The sequence below is a fragment of the Streptomyces sp. DSM 40868 genome (genome assembly GCF_011820545.1).
GTDB classification, from domain to species: Bacteria; Actinomycetota; Actinomycetes; order Streptomycetales; family Streptomycetaceae; genus Streptomyces; species Streptomyces eurythermus.
This window is the reverse complement of sequence record NZ_CP050504.1, coordinates 5,512,027-5,532,069: the sequence shown is the minus strand read 5'-3', so window position 1 is coordinate 5,532,069 and position 20,043 is coordinate 5,512,027. Positions and strand designations below refer to the sequence as shown.

At 70.1% G+C, this 20,043-nt stretch carries 18 protein-coding genes; 10 read left to right on the top strand and 8 right to left on the bottom strand.

Annotated elements, in window-relative coordinates; all coding sequences use genetic code 11:
• Positions 1 to 100 precede the first annotated feature (100 nt).
• From HB370_RS25380 to HB370_RS25360, 5 genes are all read left to right on the top strand, one after another.
• The gene (locus HB370_RS25380; protein WP_244405636.1) at positions 101 to 586 is read left to right on the top strand and encodes a hypothetical protein; all 486 of its coding nucleotides are present in this window, start codon (positions 101 to 103) and stop codon (positions 584 to 586) included.
• Positions 583 to 1,233 carry a hypothetical protein gene (locus tag HB370_RS25375; protein WP_030778718.1) on the top strand — a complete coding sequence of 217 codons (651 nt, stop codon included), beginning with the start codon at positions 583 to 585 and terminating at the stop codon, positions 1,231 to 1,233. The genes HB370_RS25380 and HB370_RS25375 overlap by 4 nt, the downstream gene beginning before the upstream one ends.
• Positions 1,233 to 5,984 (top strand): putative T7SS-secreted protein, encoded by a 4,752-nt coding sequence (locus tag HB370_RS25370; RefSeq protein WP_037700931.1) that lies wholly within the window; start codon positions 1,233 to 1,235, stop codon positions 5,982 to 5,984. Before HB370_RS25375 ends, HB370_RS25370 begins: the two co-directional genes overlap by 1 nt.
• Positions 5,985 to 5,993: 9 nt before the next feature.
• Positions 5,994 to 6,428, top strand: a complete 435-nt coding sequence (locus HB370_RS25365; RefSeq protein WP_157855545.1) for a hypothetical protein — start codon at positions 5,994 to 5,996, stop codon at positions 6,426 to 6,428.
• A 308-nt stretch (positions 6,429 to 6,736) separates the two neighbouring features.
• On the top strand, positions 6,737 to 7,747 hold the full coding sequence (locus tag HB370_RS25360; protein ID WP_348273509.1) for a DUF1266 domain-containing protein: 1,011 nt from the start codon (positions 6,737 to 6,739) through the stop codon (positions 7,745 to 7,747).
• A gap of 11 nt (positions 7,748 to 7,758) precedes the next feature.
• On the opposite strand, the gene HB370_RS25355 is transcribed toward HB370_RS25360, so the two are convergent.
• The gene (locus tag HB370_RS25355) at positions 7,759 to 8,169 is read right to left on the bottom strand and encodes an ATP-binding protein (protein WP_030778713.1); all 411 of its coding nucleotides are present in this window, start codon (positions 8,167 to 8,169) and stop codon (positions 7,759 to 7,761) included.
• 191 nt (positions 8,170 to 8,360) lie between these two features.
• On the opposite strand from HB370_RS25355, the gene HB370_RS25350 reads away from it, so the two are divergent.
• The 3 genes from HB370_RS25350 to HB370_RS25335 all read left to right on the top strand — a co-directional run bounded on the left by HB370_RS25350 (position 8,361) and on the right by HB370_RS25335 (position 10,908).
• The gene (locus tag HB370_RS25350) at positions 8,361 to 9,212 is read left to right on the top strand and encodes a helix-turn-helix transcriptional regulator (RefSeq protein ID WP_030778711.1); all 852 of its coding nucleotides are present in this window, start codon (positions 8,361 to 8,363) and stop codon (positions 9,210 to 9,212) included.
• A gap of 2 nt (positions 9,213 to 9,214) precedes the next feature.
• Complete coding sequence (locus HB370_RS25345; RefSeq protein ID WP_030778709.1) at positions 9,215 to 9,412, top strand: DUF397 domain-containing protein; 198 nt, start codon at positions 9,215 to 9,217, stop codon at positions 9,410 to 9,412.
• A 179-nt stretch (positions 9,413 to 9,591) separates the two neighbouring features.
• Complete coding sequence (locus HB370_RS25335) at positions 9,592 to 10,908, top strand: M14 family metallopeptidase (RefSeq protein ID WP_030778707.1); 1,317 nt, start codon at positions 9,592 to 9,594, stop codon at positions 10,906 to 10,908.
• 3 nt (positions 10,909 to 10,911) lie between these two features.
• Here the strand turns inward: HB370_RS25335 and HB370_RS25330 are convergent, their stop codons facing one another.
• The 5 genes from HB370_RS25330 to HB370_RS25310 form a co-directional block, all read right to left on the bottom strand.
• A complete protein-coding gene (locus HB370_RS25330) occupies positions 10,912 to 11,433 on the bottom strand; it encodes a hypothetical protein (RefSeq protein WP_030778705.1) in 522 nt (173 codons plus the stop codon).
• Positions 11,434 to 11,593: 160 nt separating this feature from the next.
• Entirely contained in the window at positions 11,594 to 13,072 is a 1,479-nt protein-coding gene (locus HB370_RS25325; protein ID WP_030778704.1) for a gluconate:H+ symporter, read from the bottom strand.
• A 116-nt stretch (positions 13,073 to 13,188) separates the two neighbouring features.
• Complete coding sequence (locus tag HB370_RS25320) at positions 13,189 to 13,599, bottom strand: RidA family protein (protein WP_030778702.1); 411 nt, start codon at positions 13,597 to 13,599, stop codon at positions 13,189 to 13,191.
• A complete protein-coding gene (locus HB370_RS25315; RefSeq protein WP_030778700.1) occupies positions 13,596 to 14,360 on the bottom strand; it encodes an IclR family transcriptional regulator in 765 nt (254 codons plus the stop codon). Before HB370_RS25315 ends, HB370_RS25320 begins: the two co-directional genes overlap by 4 nt.
• Positions 14,357 to 15,442 carry a sugar kinase gene (locus HB370_RS25310; protein ID WP_280117794.1) on the bottom strand — a complete coding sequence of 362 codons (1,086 nt, stop codon included), beginning with the start codon at positions 15,440 to 15,442 and terminating at the stop codon, positions 14,357 to 14,359. Before HB370_RS25310 ends, HB370_RS25315 begins: the two co-directional genes overlap by 4 nt.
• A gap of 123 nt (positions 15,443 to 15,565) precedes the next feature.
• Between HB370_RS25310 and HB370_RS25305 the strand changes: the two genes are divergently transcribed.
• Together HB370_RS25305 and HB370_RS25300 are read left to right on the top strand one after the other, a co-directional pair.
• Positions 15,566 to 16,849, top strand: a complete 1,284-nt coding sequence (locus HB370_RS25305) for an amino acid deaminase (protein ID WP_030778696.1) — start codon at positions 15,566 to 15,568, stop codon at positions 16,847 to 16,849.
• A gap of 9 nt (positions 16,850 to 16,858) precedes the next feature.
• Complete coding sequence (locus tag HB370_RS25300) at positions 16,859 to 18,469, top strand: D-aminoacylase (protein WP_030778694.1); 1,611 nt, start codon at positions 16,859 to 16,861, stop codon at positions 18,467 to 18,469.
• 7 nt (positions 18,470 to 18,476) lie between these two features.
• On the opposite strand, the gene HB370_RS25295 is transcribed toward HB370_RS25300, so the two are convergent.
• A complete protein-coding gene (locus HB370_RS25295; protein ID WP_030778692.1) occupies positions 18,477 to 19,349 on the bottom strand; it encodes a serine protease in 873 nt (290 codons plus the stop codon).
• 111 nt (positions 19,350 to 19,460) lie between these two features.
• Positions 19,461 to 19,946, bottom strand: coding sequence for a DUF1707 domain-containing protein (locus tag HB370_RS25290; protein WP_030778690.1), 486 nt, complete (start codon positions 19,944 to 19,946; stop codon positions 19,461 to 19,463).
• Positions 19,947 to 20,043 lie beyond the last annotated feature (97 nt).

Here is a 20,043-nt window from a genome sequence, read left to right as displayed (position 1 = left end):
GGTCCGGGCGCCGTCGTATACGCCCCGGGTTGGCCGGACTCGAACCCCCGGCCGGGTATCGCGTTGGATCCGCCGACAGGGGGGTGTGATGATCCGGGCCATGGCCGAACACGGGGGAAAGACCGACTCGGTGGGGCGGGCGCGCAGGTCACGGTTGTACGACTACGTGGACGCGCACGAGCCCGGCCGGCAAGGGACTGCCGACCGCGTTGTGCGCGGCAGGCGCGAGTTCGCGGTTCTGCTGGGTGCGTTCCGGCGTACGGCGGTGCTCGTGCCGCTCGATCCGGTGACCGGGAGTCCGCTGGCCGCCGATTTCGGTGGGGTGCGCTGGATCTACGCCTTCTCGGATGAGGGTGCGTTGGCGCGTTTCGCGGTGGCGCGGGGTGAGGGCGCGCGGGAGTGGGCGTTTCAGCGGTGGCTGGGGGCGCGGTTGCTGGATGGGGCGGTGCCGGCGGTGGGGGTGCCGTGCGGGGTGGCGCTGGACTGTGCGGACGGGGAGGACGGGATGCTCTTTCCTCCGGTGCGGGAGATCGTGCCGGACGCGGTGGCGGTGGACGTCGACGGCGGGACGGGGGACGTGCGGTGAGCGGTGGCGGGGGCAAGGACCTGGCGACGCGGGGTCTGGATCTGATCGCGAAGGGTCTGACCGAGGCGTTGGGGGAGTTGAGGGAGCTGGGTATGGCCGGCCAGGCGGGGGCCGGTCGTGGTTTCGGTGATATCGCGTTGTCCGGTCTGGAGCTGGGTCATGACGGGTTGACGGGCGAGTTCACGTCGTTTTGTGAGCGGTGGGAGTGGGGGGTGCGGGCGCTGGTCGCCGAGGGCAACGCCTTCGCGGAGAAGGCGGGGCTGGCGGCGGGCACGTACTACGAGACGGACCAGTATGTGAAGGGTGCCTTCAAGGTCGTCGTGAACGCGTCCGTCGGTGATCCGTACGCCTCCGAGGAGGAGGTGCAGAAGATGAGTCTGGGTGAGATCGCCGCGTCGGGCGGGGGCACGGATTACAGCGGGGAGTCGTTCCGCGAGGCGTGGGCGAACAGTGAGCAGGGCTGGAAGGACGCGGCCCGTGACGCGCTGACCTCGCGCTCCTCGGTTCTTCCGGGCGTGGGACCGGCCGACGTGGCGGATGCCGTGGGTGTCTCGCGGGAGCGTTACGACCAGATGCTGGACGAGGCTTTCGGTCCCTCTCCCGAGGCCCGCGCCGAAGCGGCCGGGCAGCAGGGCGGGGAGGGCTGATGGGCATCGGGGATGTGACCAACAAGCTCCTCAGCGGCGGGGAGCATCTGGTCGACCGGGGCAAGAAGCTCGTCGGCAAGGGTGTCGACTACACGACGGACAAGATCGGTGACGGTCTGGACTACGTCGGGGCGCACAAGTGGGCCGATGTGGTGGAGGACTGGGGCGACGGGGTCGCCTCCGATCTGGGGGCGACGCCGGGTGAGCAGCAGCTCGGTGAGAGTGAGGAGGCGAACGAGCTCGTCCACGGTGATCCGGCGAAGATCCGGCAGAGCGCGAAGCACCTGCGGGACTTCCACAATGCGTTCGACAAGGTCGGCCAGGGCTTGAAGAAGGTCGACTCCTCCGGGTGGAGGGGCGAGGGCGGGGACGCGTTCCGGGAGAAGTTCAGCGTGCACCCGGTCAAGTGGGCGCAGGCTGCCGAGGCGTGCGAGACGGCGGCGGCCGCGCTGGAGTCGTACGCCGACACGGTGAAGTGGGCGCAGGGGCAGGCCGAGGAGGCCGTGCGCCTGTACAGGAAGGGCGTGAAGGCGTCCAAGGAGGCGTTCGAGGCCCATGAGGAGAAGGTCGCCGCCTACCGCGCGAAGGCGGAGGCGGGTGAGGACCCCGGTCCCCGGCCCGGTGAGTTCCAGGACCCCGGCAAGGCCGATGTGCAGGCCGCGCTCCACAAGCTGTCCCAGGCCCGCGAGCAGCGCAACACCGCCGCCACCGAGGCCCAGGGCAAGGTCAGGACGGCCCTCGCCCACGCTCCCGCCGAGCCCCCGCCGCTGGAGCGCATCAAGAACGACCTGTCCGACGGTGCCCTGTCCGCCGGCATCGAACTCACCCACTTCGCCGGGGGCGTCGTCAAGGGCACGGCCGGCCTGGGCACCTTCGTCCGGGGCCTGAACCCCATCGACCCCTACAACCTCAACCACCCGGCCGCCTACATGCAGAACGTCAGCATGACGCTGTCCGGCCTGGTCTCCACCGCCGCCCACCCCGAACGCGCCGCGAAGACCATGTGGGACGAGTTCCGCAAGGACCCCTCCGAGTCCGGCGGGCGGTTCGTACCGGAACTCTTCGGGACCAAGGGCCTCGGCGCGGAAGCGGGGCTGGCCAGAGAGGCGGCTGCGCAAGCGGGGCTGACACGGAAGGCCGCGCAGACGGCGACCCGGGAGACCCGGGCCGGGGCGGAGAACGCGGCCGGGAACTCGGCACGGGGCACCGTCGAGAACGACCCTCCGAAGCACTCACACGACCAGAACAGCACCAAGGGCTGCGGCGACCCGGTCAATGTGGCCACCGGCAAGATGTACCTGTCACAGACGGACGTCGCCCTCCCCGGGGCACTCCCCCTGCTGCTGACCCGCCGGGTGGAGTCCGGTTACCGCCTGGGCCGCTGGTTCGGCCCCTCGTGGTCCTCCACCCTGGACGAGCGACTGGAGATCGACGCGGAGGGCGTCGTCTACGTCACGGAGGACGGCCTCCTCCTCTCGTACCCCCACCCGGCCCCCGGCCTGCCCACCCTGGCGAGCCACGGCCCCCGCCTGCCCCTGGACCGGGTGGACGACGGCTACACGATCACGGACCCGCACACCGGCCGAGTGCGCCACTTCACCGAACGCGGCCCTGACCTGGCGGTCCTGGAACAGATCGACGACCGCAACGGCAACTGGATCACCTTCGAGCACGACACCGAGGGCACCCCGCTCGGCGTCTACACGAGCGCCGGCCAAGGCGTCCGCATCACCACCGCCTCGAACCGCGTCACGGCGTACCACCTGACCGCGACCGGCGAGGAACTGAAGCGCTTCGGCTACACGGACGGCGACCTCACGGAGGTCGTGAACTCGTCCGGCCTGGCACTGCGTTTCGGCTACGACGACCGGGGCCGGGTGACGTCCTGGACGGACACGAACGACCGCGGCTACACCTACGAGTACGACGACCAGGACCGCTGCGTCGCGGAGGCCGGCGAGGCGGGTCACATGGCCCTGCGCCTGAACTACGGCGACCCCGACCCGGAGACGGGCCTGCGGACGACGACAGTGACGACAGCCGAGGGCCACACCCGCCGCTACCTGGTCAACGACGCCTGGCAGGTGGTCGCGGAGACCGACCCGCTGGGCGCGACCACCCACTACCGCCGGGACCGCCACCACCGCCTGCTGACCACGACGGACCCGCTGGGCCACACCACGGCGTTCGAGTACGACGAGACGGGCAACCTCACCCGGATGGTCCGCCCGGACGGCCGCGAGACGAGGGCGGAGTACAACGCTCTGGGCCTGCCGGTGAAGGTGGTGAACCCGGACGGCACGGTGATCCACCAGACCTACGACGACCGGGGCAACCGCACCTCGGTGACGGACCCGGCCGGCCAGACGACCCGCTTCACCTACACGGAGGCGGGCCACCTGACCTCGGTGACGGACCCGTTGGGCAACACCACCACGGTCGTCTGCGACCGCACGGGCCTCCCCGTGCGGGTGACGGACCCCCTGGGCGCGACCACCAGCTACGAACGCAACGCCCTCGGCCTCCCGACAGCGATCACGGACCCACTCGGCGGTGTCTCCCGTCTGGAGTGGTCGGTCGAAGGACGGCTGACCCGCCGCACGGCCCCCGACGGCACCACGGAGACGTGGACGTACGACGGCGAGGGCAACTGCACCACCCACACCGACCCTCTCGGCGGCGTCACCCGCTTCGAGTACACCCACTTCGACCTGCTGTCGGCCCGCACGGGCCCGGACGGCGTCCGCTACGAGTTCGCTCACGACACCGAGTTACGTCTGACCAAGGTCACCAACCCGCAGGGTCTGACGTGGGAGTACACCTACGACCCCGCAGGCCACCTGATCCGGGAGACGGACTTCGATGACCGCACCCTGACGTACGAGTACGACGCGGCAGGCCGCTTGACCGCCCGCCGCAACGTTCTCGGCGAGGAAACGACGTACGACCGCAACGCCCTCGGCCAGGTACTTAGCAAGACCACACCCGACGGAACCACGACCTACGCCTACGACCTGACCGACCAACTCGCCCACGCGACCGGCCCGGACGGCACCACCCTCACCCTGCTCCGCGACCGCCACGGCCGCCTGCGCTCGGAAACGGTCGACGGCCGCACGGTGACGTACACGTACGACGCCCTGGGCCGCCGTACCGGCCGCACGACACCGACAGGAGCGGTCACCACCTGGAGCTACGACGCGGCGGGCCGCCGCACCGGCATGACGGCATCCGGCCGCACGATCGACTTCACCTACGACGAGGCCGGGCACGAACTGAAGCGCTTGGTCGGCGACACGATCACCCTGCAACACGCCTACGACACGATGGGCCGCCTGACGACCCAATCGGTCACCGGCGCAGGAGGCCACAGAGTCCAGCACCGGACGTTCACCTACCGGGCCGACGGCAACCTGACCGCCATCGAGGACCACCTGTCCGGCACCCGCCGCTTCGACCTCGACGCGACAGGCAGGGTGACGGCGGTCCACGCGGCAGGCTGGACGGAACGCTACGCCTACGACGAGGCAGGCAACCAAACCCAGGCGTCATGGCCGACGACCCACCCGGGAGCGGAGTCGACGGGCCCCCGCACCTACACGGGCACCCGCATCACCCGGGCCGGCAACGTCCGCTACGAACACGACGCCCTCGGCCGCATCACCCTCCGCCAGAAGACCCGCCTGTCGAGGAAGCCGGACACCTGGCACTACGAATGGGACGCCGAAGACCGCCTGACCTCGGTGGTGACACCGGACGGCACCCGCTGGCGCTACACCTACGACCCCCTGGGCCGCCGCACAGCCAAACTCCGCCTGGCCGAAGACGGCGAAACGGTCATGGAACGGGTGGACTTCACCTGGGACGGCACGACGCTCTGCGAACAAACGACAAGGTCTGAGGCTTTCACCCACCCGATCACCCTGACCTGGGACCACCAGGGCCTCCGCCCCCTCGCCCAAACAGAACGCATCACGACGGCCGATGCACCCCAAGAGGAAATCGACTCCCGCTTCTTCGCCATCATCACCGACCTCGTCGGCACCCCAACAGAGCTGCTGGACGACCAGGGCGAGATCGCCTGGCACACCCGAAGCACTCTCTGGGGCACAACGGCGTGGTCGACAAACAGCACGACCTACACCCCCCTACGCTTCCCAGGCCAGTACTACGACCCCGAAACCGGCCTCCACTACAACTACTTCCGCCACTACGACCCCGAAACCGCCCGGTACCTCACTCCTGACCCTCTCGGTCTAGCCCCAGCTTTCAACCCAGCCAGCTACGTCTCCAACCCACTTTCCTGGTCGGATCACCTGGGACTAGCACCGGACTGCCCTCCAAAGGGTGAAAAAAGCAACCCCTTTAATAAGCGTGAAGACGCGGAACGGGCGGCCTTTGAGGCCGCGGGCGTACCCTATGGCACAACACCCGACGCAGAGTGGACTGTCATGGGAAAGAAGGAGCTCAAACACAACCCCGGACTGGTCTATGCCCCGGATCCGACACACTGGGGGCATTTTCGCCAGTTTGAAACAGAGAACGGCTCCAGGGTCATTGTCGAGCATACGCATGACCCAGCCGGGCCACATTTCCATGCTGGAGCCCCGAAAGGCTACACCACCGAGGAACGCACTAGGAACTGGGTAAACTTTGGGTGGGACAACACCAAAGACGGTTACACAACGATGGCGCGATATCGCGCACTGAACAAACCCGGCGGAGACCACCATTTCTTCTACGAAGAGTAGGTTAGCAGAATGACACTGAGCGACAACGAAATCGAACAGCCCTTCCAGGATGCAGGATTCGAGGTATTTGGAAGATTCCCCGCGTCGGAGCCGAGTGCCACCAAGGCTTTCAACCGAGTTATGAATGTAGCAGCAAAGCCCATCGATAAGATTCCATGCGATGAACTCGACGCCGTCGACAAAGTAAATAAAGCTTGGGTTACACGCGCAAGAAATTCCGGAGTACTGACAGGGGACGGCTCTTTCCTTGCGATCGGCAGCCTAGATTACGGATGGCTTCGGCTTAGACTAACCAGTGCGGCCAATATCTTCGCCTTGGAACAGCCGGACGGAGACCTCCTTTTCATTGCACGGAGCTTCAGCGGCCATCGGGTGTGTGCAGTGAGCAGAGAAGGGAGTGAATACTGGATCCTGGAGGAGGAGTTCCTCCCTGGCGGCTCCTGACAGAGACGGGCACCTCGTCGGTCGGGACTCGCCACAGCTGGAACGAGGAGCGGAAGGGTTTCATGTCGTTCGGGCCGCCACCTGCTGGTTTTCCTCCTGTGGCCGCTCCCGCCTGGACTCCTCCCTCGGAGATCGAGCAGGCTCTGTATGAAGCCAAGGGGCGGGGGGACTGGGCCGCGTACTTCGGGGTGCTTGCTCAGGCTCGGTTGTTCTTCGAGATAGAGAAGGGCGGGGCGGATGCCACGCCCAGGGCTACGTACGCCGTGTTCGGGTATGACCCGCGCGTCGCCGGAGGACGGATCTGGGCCGTGTACACCGAGGGCATGCTGCCCGCCCCGGAGCCCCACAGGGTGTTCGACTGGAACCGTCTGGAGTGGTTCGCCAAGGTCTGGCAGCCGACCGATCCGCCGATGATCGTCGTCAATCCGGGGAGCCCGTGCGAGGCGTTCCTGCCGTCCGCCCCGCCGCACTCGGCGGCCTGGGCACAGTACGGGGAACAAGCCCCGCCTCGGGACCAGTCGATGCGGCTGCGGACCCTCCGCGTCGGCGGGCCCCTGCACGGCCCCGTCGCCCACGGACTCGCCTGCGGTGCCCTCCTCTGCGTCAACAACGGCTCCTTCTGGAACGCCATGGCCTGGCACGGCACCGGCTACCCGGACGAGCGGAAACGGCTCAACGAGTGGTGGGGCATCACCACCCGCGAGCAGTGGCAGTACTACCTCCGTGACCTCCTCGCCTGCGAACAACACAGCTCCGTCTGGGACTTCGCCCTCAGCCTGCGCCGCACCATCGCCCGTGACTTCGGCGGGCACGTCGACGTGGGCTACTGGCGCCAGGCCGCCGCCAACGTCATCCGCGCCAGGTCCGAGGGGTCGGTCGTGGTCGGTGAGGACGGTGTCACCAAGACCGAACCCCGGCCCGAGTCCGAGGTCGAGGCCCACATCGAGGGCGTTCAGCGGCTCATCGGGCGCATCACCCGCTACGAGGCCCGGATGCGCGCCGACGGCGTGCTCGACGGCAACCAGTACGTCTCGTCCGTCGACGCCTGGGATCTCGGCCGCGCTTCGAAAATGGCCCGGTGGGGGCTAGGCGCGCGCCTCGGCACGCTCAAAGAGGCCGAGGCCGCCGTCCTCCAGGCCGGCCGGGCCGCCGCCCTGTCCTACAAGTCCTGGCAGGACTTCTCCGCCGGCTACATCCTGGGCCGCTGCCTGCACTTCGATGACGAGGAGTTCGGGGACTGGTACCAGAACATGGTCGAGGCGCATCGCATCCTGATGTCCGACCCCGGCAGCCCCTGGCTCACGATCCCGTTCCGCTGACGGTCATCCGTTCAGCACGCGGGCAACTCACACCACACGTACTTCCCCCGGTCCCCGAACCTGGCCGACGGCTGCCACCCCCAGTACTCCGCGCACGCCACGACCAGCCCCAGGCCCCGCCCCTCCTCCGCCTCCAGCGCCCGCCCCAACGGCACCGGCGGCTCGGGCGGCTCCGGGTCCGTGTCCCACGCCCCGATCCACACCAGCCCCTCCGCCGACCTCCGCACCCGCAACGCCGCCGGTCCCTTCGTGTGCCGCACCGCGTTCGACACCAACTCCGTCGCCAGCAGCTCCGCCGTGTCCGCGAGCGCCGTCAACTCGTGCATCGCCAGGATCACCCGCAGGGTCCGGCGGCACACGGTCACGGCTCTGAGGTCGTTGGGGATGTAGAGCGTGTAGTCCCACGTCTCGGTTTCGGGCATGCCTCATCAACTCCAGCAGGGAGAAGGGGAAATCGCGTCCGGTGGCTTTGCCGCAGGCGTCATGGCAGGACGGCGCGGTGCACTTCCGGTACGTATCCGTTGCCTTACCGACAGTAGGGCCACAATTTGGGACACGGCAAGCGGCTGCCGTAATGTGCCCCCGAACGAGGCACCGCTTCAGGGAGGAAGTCATGCCGCGCAGACAGCAGCCCACCGCACGGCAGGCGCGCCTCGGCGCCGAACTGCGCAAGCTGCGTGAGGCGGCGGGACTGAAAGGGCGTGAAGCCGCCGCGCTGCTCGGGACGGACTCGGCACAGATGAGTCAGATCGAGGCCGGCACCGCCGGAGTGAGCGCGGAGCGGGTACGGCGGCTCGCGGCGCAGTACTCGTGCACGGACGCGGAGTTGATCGAGGCCCTGGTCGCGATGGCCACGGACAGGACGCACGGCTGGTGGGAGGAGTACCGGGGCCTGCTGCCGACACCGTTCATGGACCTGCCGGAACTGGAGCATCACGCCGGCTACCGCTGGGACGTGGAGTTCCTGCACATCCCGGGTCTTCTGCAGACACCGGAGTACGCTCGCGCGCTCTTCGCCTACGTCAACCCGGAGTTCCCGGACAGTGAGGTGGAACGCTGGGTGGAGCACCGGATGAAGCGCAGGGTCATCATCGAGCGGGCTGATCCGGTTCCCTATGAGGCCGTGATCCACGAAGCGGCGTTGCGTATCAGAGTGGGCGGCCTCGGCGACGCGAAGGCACAGCTCATCCGCGTGCTCGAACTTTCCGAGGCCGATCACGTGACCGTGCGCGTCATCCCGTTCGATCTGGACGGCTTCGGTGGGGCCGGCAGCGCCATGGTGTACGCGGGCGGCCCGGTGCCCAAGTTGGACACCGTCGTTCGTGACGGCCCGGGCGGCCCTGTCTTCATCGATGCCGAAGCTCAGCTCAGCCGCTACCGCAAGCTTTTTCATAGGGTAGAAGCGGTGTCACTCGAACCCGACCGGTCGCGTGACTTCATCCACAGGCTGGCGAAGGAGCTGTGAGCATGCTGACCCCCGACACCTGGCAGAAGTCGTCCTTCTCCGGCGGCGGCCAAGGGGATGCCTGCGTCGAAGTCGCCCACACCCACCCCCACATATCCATCCGCGATTCCAAAGCCCCCACCCGAGCCACCCTGACTGTCCCGGCCACCGCCTTCGTCCGCTTCATCGAGTCCCTGAAGGTCCGCGCCTCCAGGGACTGAGAAGCCCCGGCCGGATTCCGTCACGCACCCGTCCGGGTACTTGACCTGTGCATGCCCGACCCCCACCATGAGCGCCAACCCGCACAGCGAGCCCACAGGGAGTCCCACGAACGGCCCCCGGAGGTTCGTGATCGCACGTCGCACGGGAACACCCACTCCAACCCCCACAGGGAGCGTTCATGCGACTTCGCAGACGGACCGGCGCGCTCGGTGCGCTGCTGGCCCTCGCGCTCGCCGCGCCGGTGTCCGCTGGGCTCGACCAGGCCGGCGCCGAGAGCGTGCGCAGGGTCCGAGCGGCCGACGACGACATTCGGCAGTACGAGATCCATCAGCGCACCACACCCGTGACCCGTACGGCCATCCAGTCCGCCGGTGTGACCGTCGACGAGGCCGACGAGGAGAGCGTCGTCGTCTCCGGGCGGGCGGAGCAGGTCGAGAAGCTGCGCCGGATGGGGTACGACGTGCAGCCCATGGGGGCCGCTCCCCAGCGCGGGCAGGCGCGGCTCTACGACTTCCCCAGCGCCGACGCGAAGTACCACAACTACGCCGAGGCGAACGCCGAGATCGATCAGCGGCTCGCCGCCTACCCGGGCATCATGAACAAGCGGGTGATCGGGAAGTCGTACCAGGGGCGGGACATCGTCGCCATCAAGGTCAGCGACAACGTCGGCACCGACGAGAACGAGCCCGAGGTGCTGTTCACCGCGCACCAGCACGCCCGGGAGCACCTCACCGTGGAGATGGCCCTCTATCTGCTGCGCGAACTCGGCGCGGGGTACGGGTCCGACTCCCGCATCACGAACATGGTCAACAACCGTGAGATCTGGATCGTGCCCGATCTGAACCCGGACGGCGGCGAGTACGACATCGCCAGCGGGTCGTACCGGTCGTGGCGGAAGAACCGGCAGCCCAACTCCGGGTCCTCGTACGTCGGGACCGACCTCAACCGGAACTGGAACTACAAGTGGGGCTGCTGCGGCGGGTCCTCGGGGTCCACGTCCTCCGAGACCTACCGCGGGCCCGCCGCCGAGTCCGCGCCCGAGGTCAAGGTCGTCGCCGACTTCGTACGCGGCCGGGTCGTCGGCGGAAAGCAGCAGATCACGGCCGGGATCGACTTCCACACCTACAGCGAGCTGGTGTTGTGGCCGTTCGGCTGGACCTACGCGGACACCGCCACCGGGATGACCGCGGACGACGCCGCCGCGTTCCAGGCCGTCGGGCGGAAGATGGCCGCCAGCAACGGCTACACCGCCGAGCAGTCCAGCGACCTGTACATCACGGACGGGACGATCGACGACTATCTGTGGGGTACGCAGAAGATCTTCAGCTACACCTTCGAGATGTACCCGGCGTCGTCGTCCGGGGGCGGGTTCTACCCGCCCGACGAAGTCATCGAGCGGGAGACCTCCCGGAACAAGGACGCCGTGTTGCAGCTGCTGGAGAACGCCGACTGTATGTACCGGTCGATCGGCAAGGCCGCCCAGTACTGCTCCTAGCGGCTACGCCTCCTCGAAGTAGGCGTCGAGCACCGCGTCCAGCTGCTCGTCCCACTCCTTGAAGCGCGCCCTGGCCGTCGCCTCGATCTCGATCGGGAACCAGCGGCGGTCAGGGGTGTGCACGGTGACGGTGTACCGCTTGCCGAAGCGGGGCGTCTCCGTCTCCACCGCGGCGATCTCGTCCCAGCGGAACTCGCACGCCTCCTCGTCCAGGCTGAGGCGGACGCCCCTGCGGTCGGCCACGATCCGTGCCCGGCGGTCCGCCGCCTCGAAGACCGGCCCGTCGGCCGCCGATTCACCGGCAGGTTCCTCGGCGGGCTCCTCGGCAGGTTCTCCGGCGGAGTCCTCGGGGGCCTCCTCGAGGACTTCCTCGGGGTCCGCCGGCGCCACCTCGTCCTGCGGCCCCGAAGGCTCCTTGGACACCGGTCCCGCCTGCGTCGGCGTCGGACCCGTGATCCCCGGGACGAAGGCCGGGTCGAAACCGGCACCCAACACCGGCTCGGCCTTCAACGGCCCGTCCGGCAACGGCTCGCCCGTCAACGGTTCGGCCTTCACCGGCTCCGTCTTCAACGGCTCCGCGGCCCCGGTCGGCTTGCTGCTCGATCCTATGCGCTGCTCCACGGCGGCAGTATGGACGACTTCCCTGTGCCGTAACCAGTCAGCTCACGAACACGCCGCGGACCGGTTAGCTCACGAACACCCCGGCCACCACCGCCACCACGAACCCGGCCAGCGACAACACCGACTCCAGCACCGTCCAGCTGCGCAGCGTGTCGCGTTCGCTGATGCCGAAGTACTTGGCCACCATCCAGAAGCCGCCGTCGTTGACGTGCGAGGCGAAGATGGAGCCCGCCGAGATGGCCATGATGACGAGCGCGGCGAACGCCTGGGAGTGCCGGCCCTCCGCCAGCAACGGGGCCACGATGCCCGCCGTCGTCACGATCGCCACCGTCGCCGAGCCCTGGGCCACCCGCAGCACGAGCGCGATCAGGTACGACAGGACGATCACCGGCAGGCCGACGCCGTGGAAGGTGTCCGACAGGGCCTGGGCGACGCCCCCGGCCTTCAGTACGGCGCCGAAGATGCCGCCCGCGCCGACCACCAGCAGGATGTTGCCGACCGGCTTCAGGGAGGCGGTCGACACCGTCTCCAGCGACTTGCGCGACCAGCCGCGCCGGATGCCGAGGAGGTAGTAGGCGAGGAGCAGCGCGAGGGTGAGCGCCACGAAGGGGTTGCCGAAGAACTCCAGGACCGAGCGGGCCGGGGAGGGGTCCAGGGCGATCGAGGAGAACGTGGCCGCCAGGATCAGCAGCAGGGGGGTGCCGATGATGGCCAGGACCGTGGCGAGGGGGACCGGGGTCTCCCTCGGTGTCACGCCCTGCGCGCGCTGCTCGGCCGCCACCGCCCGCTTCGCCTCCTCCGCCGCCTCCGCCATGTCCTGCGGTACGGGGACGAAGATCCGCTTTCCGGCCCAGGCGGCGTACGCCCAGGCGGCCAGTACGGCGGGCAGGCCGCAGACGGCGCCCATGAGGATGACCCAGCCGAGCTGGACGTGCAGCAGTCCGGCGGCGGCGACCGGGCCGGGGTGCGGCGGCAGGAAGGCGTGGGTCATGGACAGGCCGGCGAGCAGCGGGAGGCAGTAGAGCAGCACCGACTTGCCGGATCGTTTCGCTGCCGCGTAGACGATGGGCGCGAGGACGAAGATGCCCACGTCGAAGAAGACCGGGATGCCGAACAGCAGGCCGGTGAGGCCCATGGCGAGCGGGGCCCGCTTCTCGCCGAACAGGGCCAGCAGGCGTGCGGCCAGTACCTCCGCGCCGCCGCTCACTTCGAGGATCGCGCCGAGCATCGTGCCGAGGCCGATGATGATGGCGACGTGGCCGAGGATGCCGCCCATGCCGGACTCGATGGTGGAGACGGCGTCGGAGCGCTGGACGGTGCCGAAGAGTTCGGTGACCGAGAGGCCGGCCAGCAGGCCGACGGCTATGGAGACGGCGAGGAGGGCCACGAAGGGCTGGAGCCGGACCTTGATGATCAGGAAGAGCAGGAGGGCCATGCCGAGGGCGGCGACCGTGAGCAGGCCGGGCGTGCCGTCGATCAGGAGGAGCAGGCCCCCGGTGTGGGGTGGCGCGGTGGGCGTGGGGGCGGCGAGCGGGAAGGACATACGGGGGTCCTCTTCGTAAATGCATGCTGCTTTCGGGCAGGGAGGAGCGCGGCACGGCACCCCGGGGAGTGCCGTGCCGTGCGGACGTACGTGCGGGAAGGGGAAGCCGGCGCGGGTCAGCCCAGTACGGCGAGCGCGTCGATCTCGATGAGGAGGCCGGCCGGCAGACCGACGTAGACCGTCGTGCGGGCGGCGGGCGGCTGGGTGAGGCCCTGTTCCTCGAAGTAGGCGTTGTAGATGTCGTTCATCTCGGCGAAGTGGTCCACGTCCGTGAGGTAGACGCGGATCATCATCACGTCGTCCCAGGTGGCGCCGCCCTCCTCCAGGATCGCCTTGACGTTGGCGAGGGTCTGGAGGGTCTGCTCGCGCAGGGTGGGGCCGGCCGGCGTCGGGGGCTTGCCCTCCTCGGCGGGCAGGAAGCCGACCTGGCCGGCGACCTGGAGGATGTTGCCCTTCTTCACGCCGTGCGAGAACTTCGCGGGCGGGGTGGTGTGGGTCTTCGGGGTGAGCGCGATCTTGTCCGTCATGCGGGGGTGCCCTTCACTGGCGTTCTTCCGGAGTACTCGCCGCTGATGGCGTCCGCCGTGCGGCGGACCAGCGGGAGCAGGCTGAGGAGTTCCTCGGCGGTGACGACCACGTTCGGCGCGGAGACCGACATGGCGGCGACCACCCGCCCGTCGGCGCCGCGCACGGGGGCGGCGACGCAGTTGATGGACTCCTCGTGGCCACCGAGGTCGGTGGCCCAGCCCTGTTCGCGCACCGTGGCCAGTTCCTTCAGGAAGGCTTCGGCGTGGGGGGTCGAACGGGCCGTGTACATCGGGTAGTCGAGCTGCTCGGCGAGGGCGCGGCGCTCTGGTTCGGGCAGGTCGGCGAGGAGCAGCTTGGCGACGGCGGCGACGGTGATGGCCACCGGCTTGCCGATCCGGGAGTACATGCGGACCGGGTAGCGGCTCTCCACCTTGTCGATGTACAGCACCTCGTTCTCCTCGTACACGGCGAGGTGGACGGTGTGTCCGCACTGTTCGTTGAGCCGTACGAGGTGGGGGTGGGCGATCTCGCGGATGTCGAGGTTCTCCATCGCCTCCTGGGCGAGGGCGAAGAGCCGGGCGCCGAGGCGGTAGCGCTGGTCGGACTGGCGGTAGACCAGGCCGTGTTCGTGCAGGGTGCGCAGCAGGCGCAGGGCGGTGGACTTGTGCACGCCGAGGCGGTCGGCGACCTGCCCCAGGTCGGCGGGGCCCTCGGCGAGCAGCGGCAGGATGCTCAGGGCGCGGTCGACGGTCTGACTCATGGGATGTTCGCCTCCTCCTCGGCCTGCTCGGCTCGTGTCCAGCCGGGGCCGAGTCGAAGTCTCTCCCATGCGCCGTCGTCCAGGGCGGCGAGGCGGTCGGCGTGGTCGCGGTCGGGGGGTGCGGCCAGGTCACCGGGGGTGGTGAGGGCGGCGGCGGCGAAGAGGTGGCCGTACTTCAGGCGGGCCTCGACGGACAGTCCGCGCAGGGTGGCGGAGAGGAAGCCGGCGGCGAAGGCGTCTCCGGCGCCGACGTGGGCGACGACGTCCACCTTCGGCGCGCGGACGTGGGTCGCGCTCCCGTCGGCGTCCGCCGTGCCGTCCGTGTTCTTGCCGAAGACGGTCGCGCCTCCCCCGCCCTGTTTGACGACGACGAGTTCCGGCTGGGGCAGCGCGCGGACGATGGCGGCTCCGCCGTGCAGCCCCCATGCGTCGCGGGCCTCGTCGGCGCCCACGAACACGATGTCCGCGCGCCGGGCCAGTTCCAGCAGGACGTCGGCGCCCTCGCCGTCCCGCCAGAGCCCGGGCCGGTGGTTGACGTCGAAGGACACCAGCGGACGTCCCGGACCAGGGGCCGTCAGCTCGTACAGCAGTTCCCGGCACTCCGCCGACAGCGCGGCCGTGATCCCGGACAGGTGCAGCACCCGGGCCGCGCGGGCCGCCGCCAGGTCCACGTTCCCCACGGACATCGCGGAGGCGGCGGATCCGGCCCGGTAGTACGCCACCTCGTGCGCGCCCGTCCCGCGGTCCCCGGCGGTGCGGAAGTACACGCCGGTGGGCCGGCCGGGGTCCCGGCGGACGGCGGTGACGTCGACTCCGTACCCGGCGATCCGTTCCACCAGGTGGTCGCCGAAGCCGTCCGCGCCGACCCGGCTGACCCAGCGGGCCGTGTGCCCGAAGGCGGCCAGGGCGCAGACCACGTTGGACTCGGCACCGCCGACGGCCCGCTGGAAGGAGGGGACGTCGGCGAGGCGGCCGGGGCGGCTGGGCAGGAAGGTGACCATGGACTCGCCGAGCGCCGCCACGTCCACGTCCGTGACGGGCCGCGGGGGCGCGACGGCCGGGGCGTAAGCAGCGTCGTTGATGATGACTCCTGTCGATCGCCAGGGCGGCGGATCCGTTGACCCGGTGTTCGGCGAGATGCTAGACACCAGTAAGCACTAGACGCAATGGTCGTTGCAGAATGCGCAACGCCTGAGAGGGGCTTCATGGGCACCGAAGCGCTCACCCGCCTCGCCGAGGAACACATCGACCACCGCTTCAAGGGCCTCCCGCCGGACGCCTACGGTCTGACCGTCGCCGAGCTGGCCGCCCAGCGCCGCAATCTCTTCCACGACGGCGGCCGGGACGGCGGCGGCTTCACCACCCCGGTCCTCGCGCTGTCCGCCGAGCGCCTGGCGCACAACCTCGCGCTGATGGAGACGTACACCGCCCGGCACGGCCTGGCCTTCGCCCCGCACGGCAAGACCTCCATGGCCCCGCAGCTCTTCCACCGCCAGCTCGAGCACGGCGCCTGGGGGATCACGCTCGCGCTGCCCCACCAGGTGCGCGTCGCCCGGGCGTTCGGCATCCGGCGGGTCTTCCTCGCCAACGAGCTGGTGGACGCCTCCGCCCTGCGCTGGCTCGCCGCCGAGCTGGCCGCCGATCCGGAGTTCCGGTTCATCGCCTACGTCGACTCGGTGCGCGGGGTGGAGCTGATGGACGCTGCCCTCGCCGGCGCGGCCCGCCCGGTGGACGTCGTGATCGAGCTGGGCGCGGGCGAGGCGGCGCGCACGGGGGTGCGTACGGAGGCGGAGGCCGGAGAGGTCGCCGCCGCCGTGGCCGCCGTACCGACCCTGCGCCTGGTCGGCGTGGCGGGGTACGAGGGCGAGGTGCCGAAGGCCGACCCCGAGCGGGTGCGGTCGTATCTGCGGCGGCTGGTCGCGCTGGCCGCCGGGCTGGACGGTGCCGGCCGGTTCGGCGAGGCCGACGAGATCGTGGTGAGCGCGGGCGGCAGCGCCTGGTTCGACGCGGTCGCCGACGTCTTCGCCGGGATCCCCGCGCTGTCCAGGCCGGTGCTGAAGCTGCTGCGCTCCGGCGCGTACGTCTCGCACGACGACGGGCACTACCACCGGCTCACCCCGTTCGGCCGGGTCCCCGAGGAGGGCGCGCTGGAGCCCGCGTTCCGGCTGTGGGCGCAGGTCGTCTCCCGGCCGACCCCGGAGCAGGCCTTCGCCAACGCGGGCAAGCGCGACGCGGCCTACGACCTGGACCTGCCGACCGCCCAGGTGGTACGCCGGGACGGCGAGGAGCGCCCGGCCGCCGGCATCACCGTCACCGGACTGTCCGACCAGCACACCTGGCTGCGCACCGGCCCGGAGGCGGACGTCGAGGTGGGCGACTGGATCGGCTTCGGCCTGTCCCACCCGTGCACGTCGTTCGACAAGTGGCAGCTGATCCCGGTGGCCGAGGCGGACGGCACGGTCGTGGACTACATCCGTACGTTCTTCTAGGAGGCCCGCGTGGAGGACCTGGTCATCCGGGACGCCGACGTCGTCGACGGCAGCGGGGCGGACGCGTACCGCGCCGATGTCGTGATCGACGCGGGCCGCATCGTCTCGATCGTCAAGGAGGCCGCCGCCGCGGGCTGCCAGCGGCCGCGCGCCACGCGGGAGATCGACGCGGAGGGCCTGGTCCTCTCCCCCGGCTTCATCGACATGCACGCCCACTCCGACCTCGCCCTGCTGCGCGACCCCGACCACAGCGCGAAGGCCGCGCAGGGGGTCACGCTGGAGGTCCTCGGCCAGGACGGGCTGTCGTACGCCCCGGTGGACGACCGCACGCTGGAGGAGGTGCGGCGGGCGATCACCGGGTGGAACGGGTACGGCGACGACATCGACTTCGACTGGCGGTCGGTGGGCGGGTACCTGGACCGGCTGGACCGTGGCATCGCCGTGAACGCGGCCTACCTGATCCCCCAGGGCACGGTCCGGGCGCTCGTGGTCGGCTGGGAGGACCGCGCGGCCACCCCGGCGGAACTGGACCGGATGCGGCAGTTGGTCGCGGAAGGACTGGAGCAGGGCGCGGTGGGCCTGTCGTCGGGGCTGACGTACACCCCGGGCATGTACGCGCGCGACGCCGAACTGACCGAGCTGTGCCGGGTGGTGGGCTCCTACGGCGGCTACTACTGCCCGCACCACCGCTCCTACGGCGCCGGCGCGCTGGAGGCGTACGCCGAGATGGTCGCCCTCACCCGGGAGGCGGGCTGTCCGCTGCACCTCGCGCACGCGACGATGAACTTCGGGGTGAACAAGGGCCGGGCACCCGAGCTGCTGGCGCTGCTGGACCGGGCCTTGGAGGCGGGCGCCGACATCACCCTGGACACCTATCCCTACACCCCCGGCTGCACCACCCTCGCCGCGCTGCTGCCGAGCTGGGCGAGCGAGGGCGGCCCGGAGGAGATCCTGGCCCGGCTCACCGACCCGGCGACGGCCGGACGGATCCGGCACGACCTGGAGGTCACCGGCTCGGACGGCTGCCACGGCGTGCCGGTGGAGTGGGAGACGATCGAGATCTCCGGGGTGGCCGACCCGGCCCTCGGCGACTTCGTGGGCCGTACCGTCCAGGAGGCGGCGGACCTGCGCGGCGAGGCCCCCTGGGACACGGCCCGCCGGCTGCTGGTGCGGGACCGGCTCGGCACGACGATCCTCCAGCACGTGGGCCACGAGGAGAACGTCCGCGCGATCATGCGGCACCGCGCGCACACCGGCGGCTCCGACGGCATCCTGCGCGGCAGCAAGCCGCACCCGCGGGCGTACGGCACGTTCCCGCGCTACCTCGGCCACTACGTGCGGGAGTTGGGCGTGCTGACGCTGGAGGAGTGCGTGGCCCACCTCACCTCCCGGCCGGCGGCGCGGCTGCGGCTGCCGGACCGCGGACTGGTGCGCGAGGGGTACCGGGCCGACCTGGTGCTGTTCGACCCGCGGACGGTCGCGCCCGGCGCCACCTTCGCCGAGCCGCGCCGGCTGCCGACCGGGATCCCGTACGTGCTGGTCGACGGGCGGTTCGTCATCGAGGACGGCCGGCGGACGGATGCCCTGCCGGGCCGGTCCGTCCGCCGGACACCGCTGTGAACCGTGTCTACGGCTTGGGCAGCGTGCAACCGGCCGCGCTCAGGTTGAGCTTGTTGCCGGTGGTGAAGCAGGCCGGGATGTTGTAGGTCTCCTGGGCGTAGTTGATGCCCTGGCGGACGGTGACGTTGCCGCTCGCGTCGACCTCGCACGGGTTGTTCACCGTGCACCGCTCGCCGTCCTCGTTGCCGGTGTTGTTGACGGCGACCACCTTGCCGGTGGTGGCGTCTATGACCGGGGACCCCGAGGTGCCGCCGATGGTGTTGCAGGCGGAGGTGTAGCGGACCGAGTCCTTGAAGGTCCAGTCACCCTCCTTCAGCCGGTACACGAACCCGTCGATGTTGCAGCTGTAGATCCGCTTCCAGTAGCCGGAGACCACCTTGATGGCGGTGCCGGCCACCGGGTGGGTGTCCTGCACGGTGAGCGGGCTGATGCCGTACGAGCTCTTGATCGCCGCGTACGTGGTGGTGGTGCGGTAGATCGTGACGTCCGTGTCGGTCATCGTCGAGTAGACGACCTGGTTGGCCCGGAGGGTGGCGATCTTGGTGCCGGCGGAGTTCAGCAGGCCGAAGGTACGGCTGGAGGACTGGCCGGTGATGACCTGGCCGGCGCTCGGCATACCGGTCTCCAGGCAGTGGCCGTTGGTCAGCACGAGCGCCGGGTCGGTGTCGGCGGAGCCCGGGAAGCGGATGACGGAGCCGGAACAGTTGCTGAGCGAGACGGTGCCGGCGAAGTCGACGGTGACCGCGGCGGCCTTGGCGGCCTTGGCGGAGTGCGGGGCGGTGGCCTGCGGGGCGGGGCTGTGCGGGGCGGCCAGCGCCGGGGTGGCGCCCAGACCGATGGTGGCCACGGCCGAGAGCGCGGCCAGGAGAGGCTTGTTCACGTGGGGGTCCCCTCTTACGACGGGGGCGACCGGAGGTTTTCCGGTCGCCCACACTGTTGTCATGCGCATTGTCGACAGCGCGGAGGGGCGGGGACAAGAAGCCACGACAGGTCATAGGGGTTTCCCTCGGACCGCGCGCGAGAGGTTTGCCCCGGCCGTGTGACGGAGGATCACTTCGGTCGCCTGGCGGGGGTTTCGCTCAGCCGTGCGCCGGAGGTTCCGCGGGGCACGGCAACCGGTCCACTTCCGGGGCGACTTGGTGACGACGGCTCCGAACAGGGCGAGACCCTTGACGACGACACGCGGGGCGCCGAAGACACCGAGCGCGAACCGGGACGTGGGTGCGCCGTCCACCACCCGCGCGCCCCTCGGCCCGGGAGCGGGCAGTCCACTCCCGGCCGCCCGCAGTTCGCCCCGGGTCCGGGCGGCGTGGATCCGGTCGAGCCGGCCGCCCAGCTCGTCCAGCGGCAGCCGGCCGTCCGCCACGGCGTCCCGCCCACGCTCGACGACCCGCTCCCGCTCCTCCTCGGAGACGAGCACGTCGTGACCGGGTTCCGCCTGCCGTCCACGGTCGGTGTCGTACGTCCGTTCACCCATGGAGTCACCCTGCCCTGACGGACAACCCCCTTGGCAGGGGCAGCGGTTGGGCGTGTCGGGAGCGCGGGGCGGACACCGTACGCCGTACACGGACCCG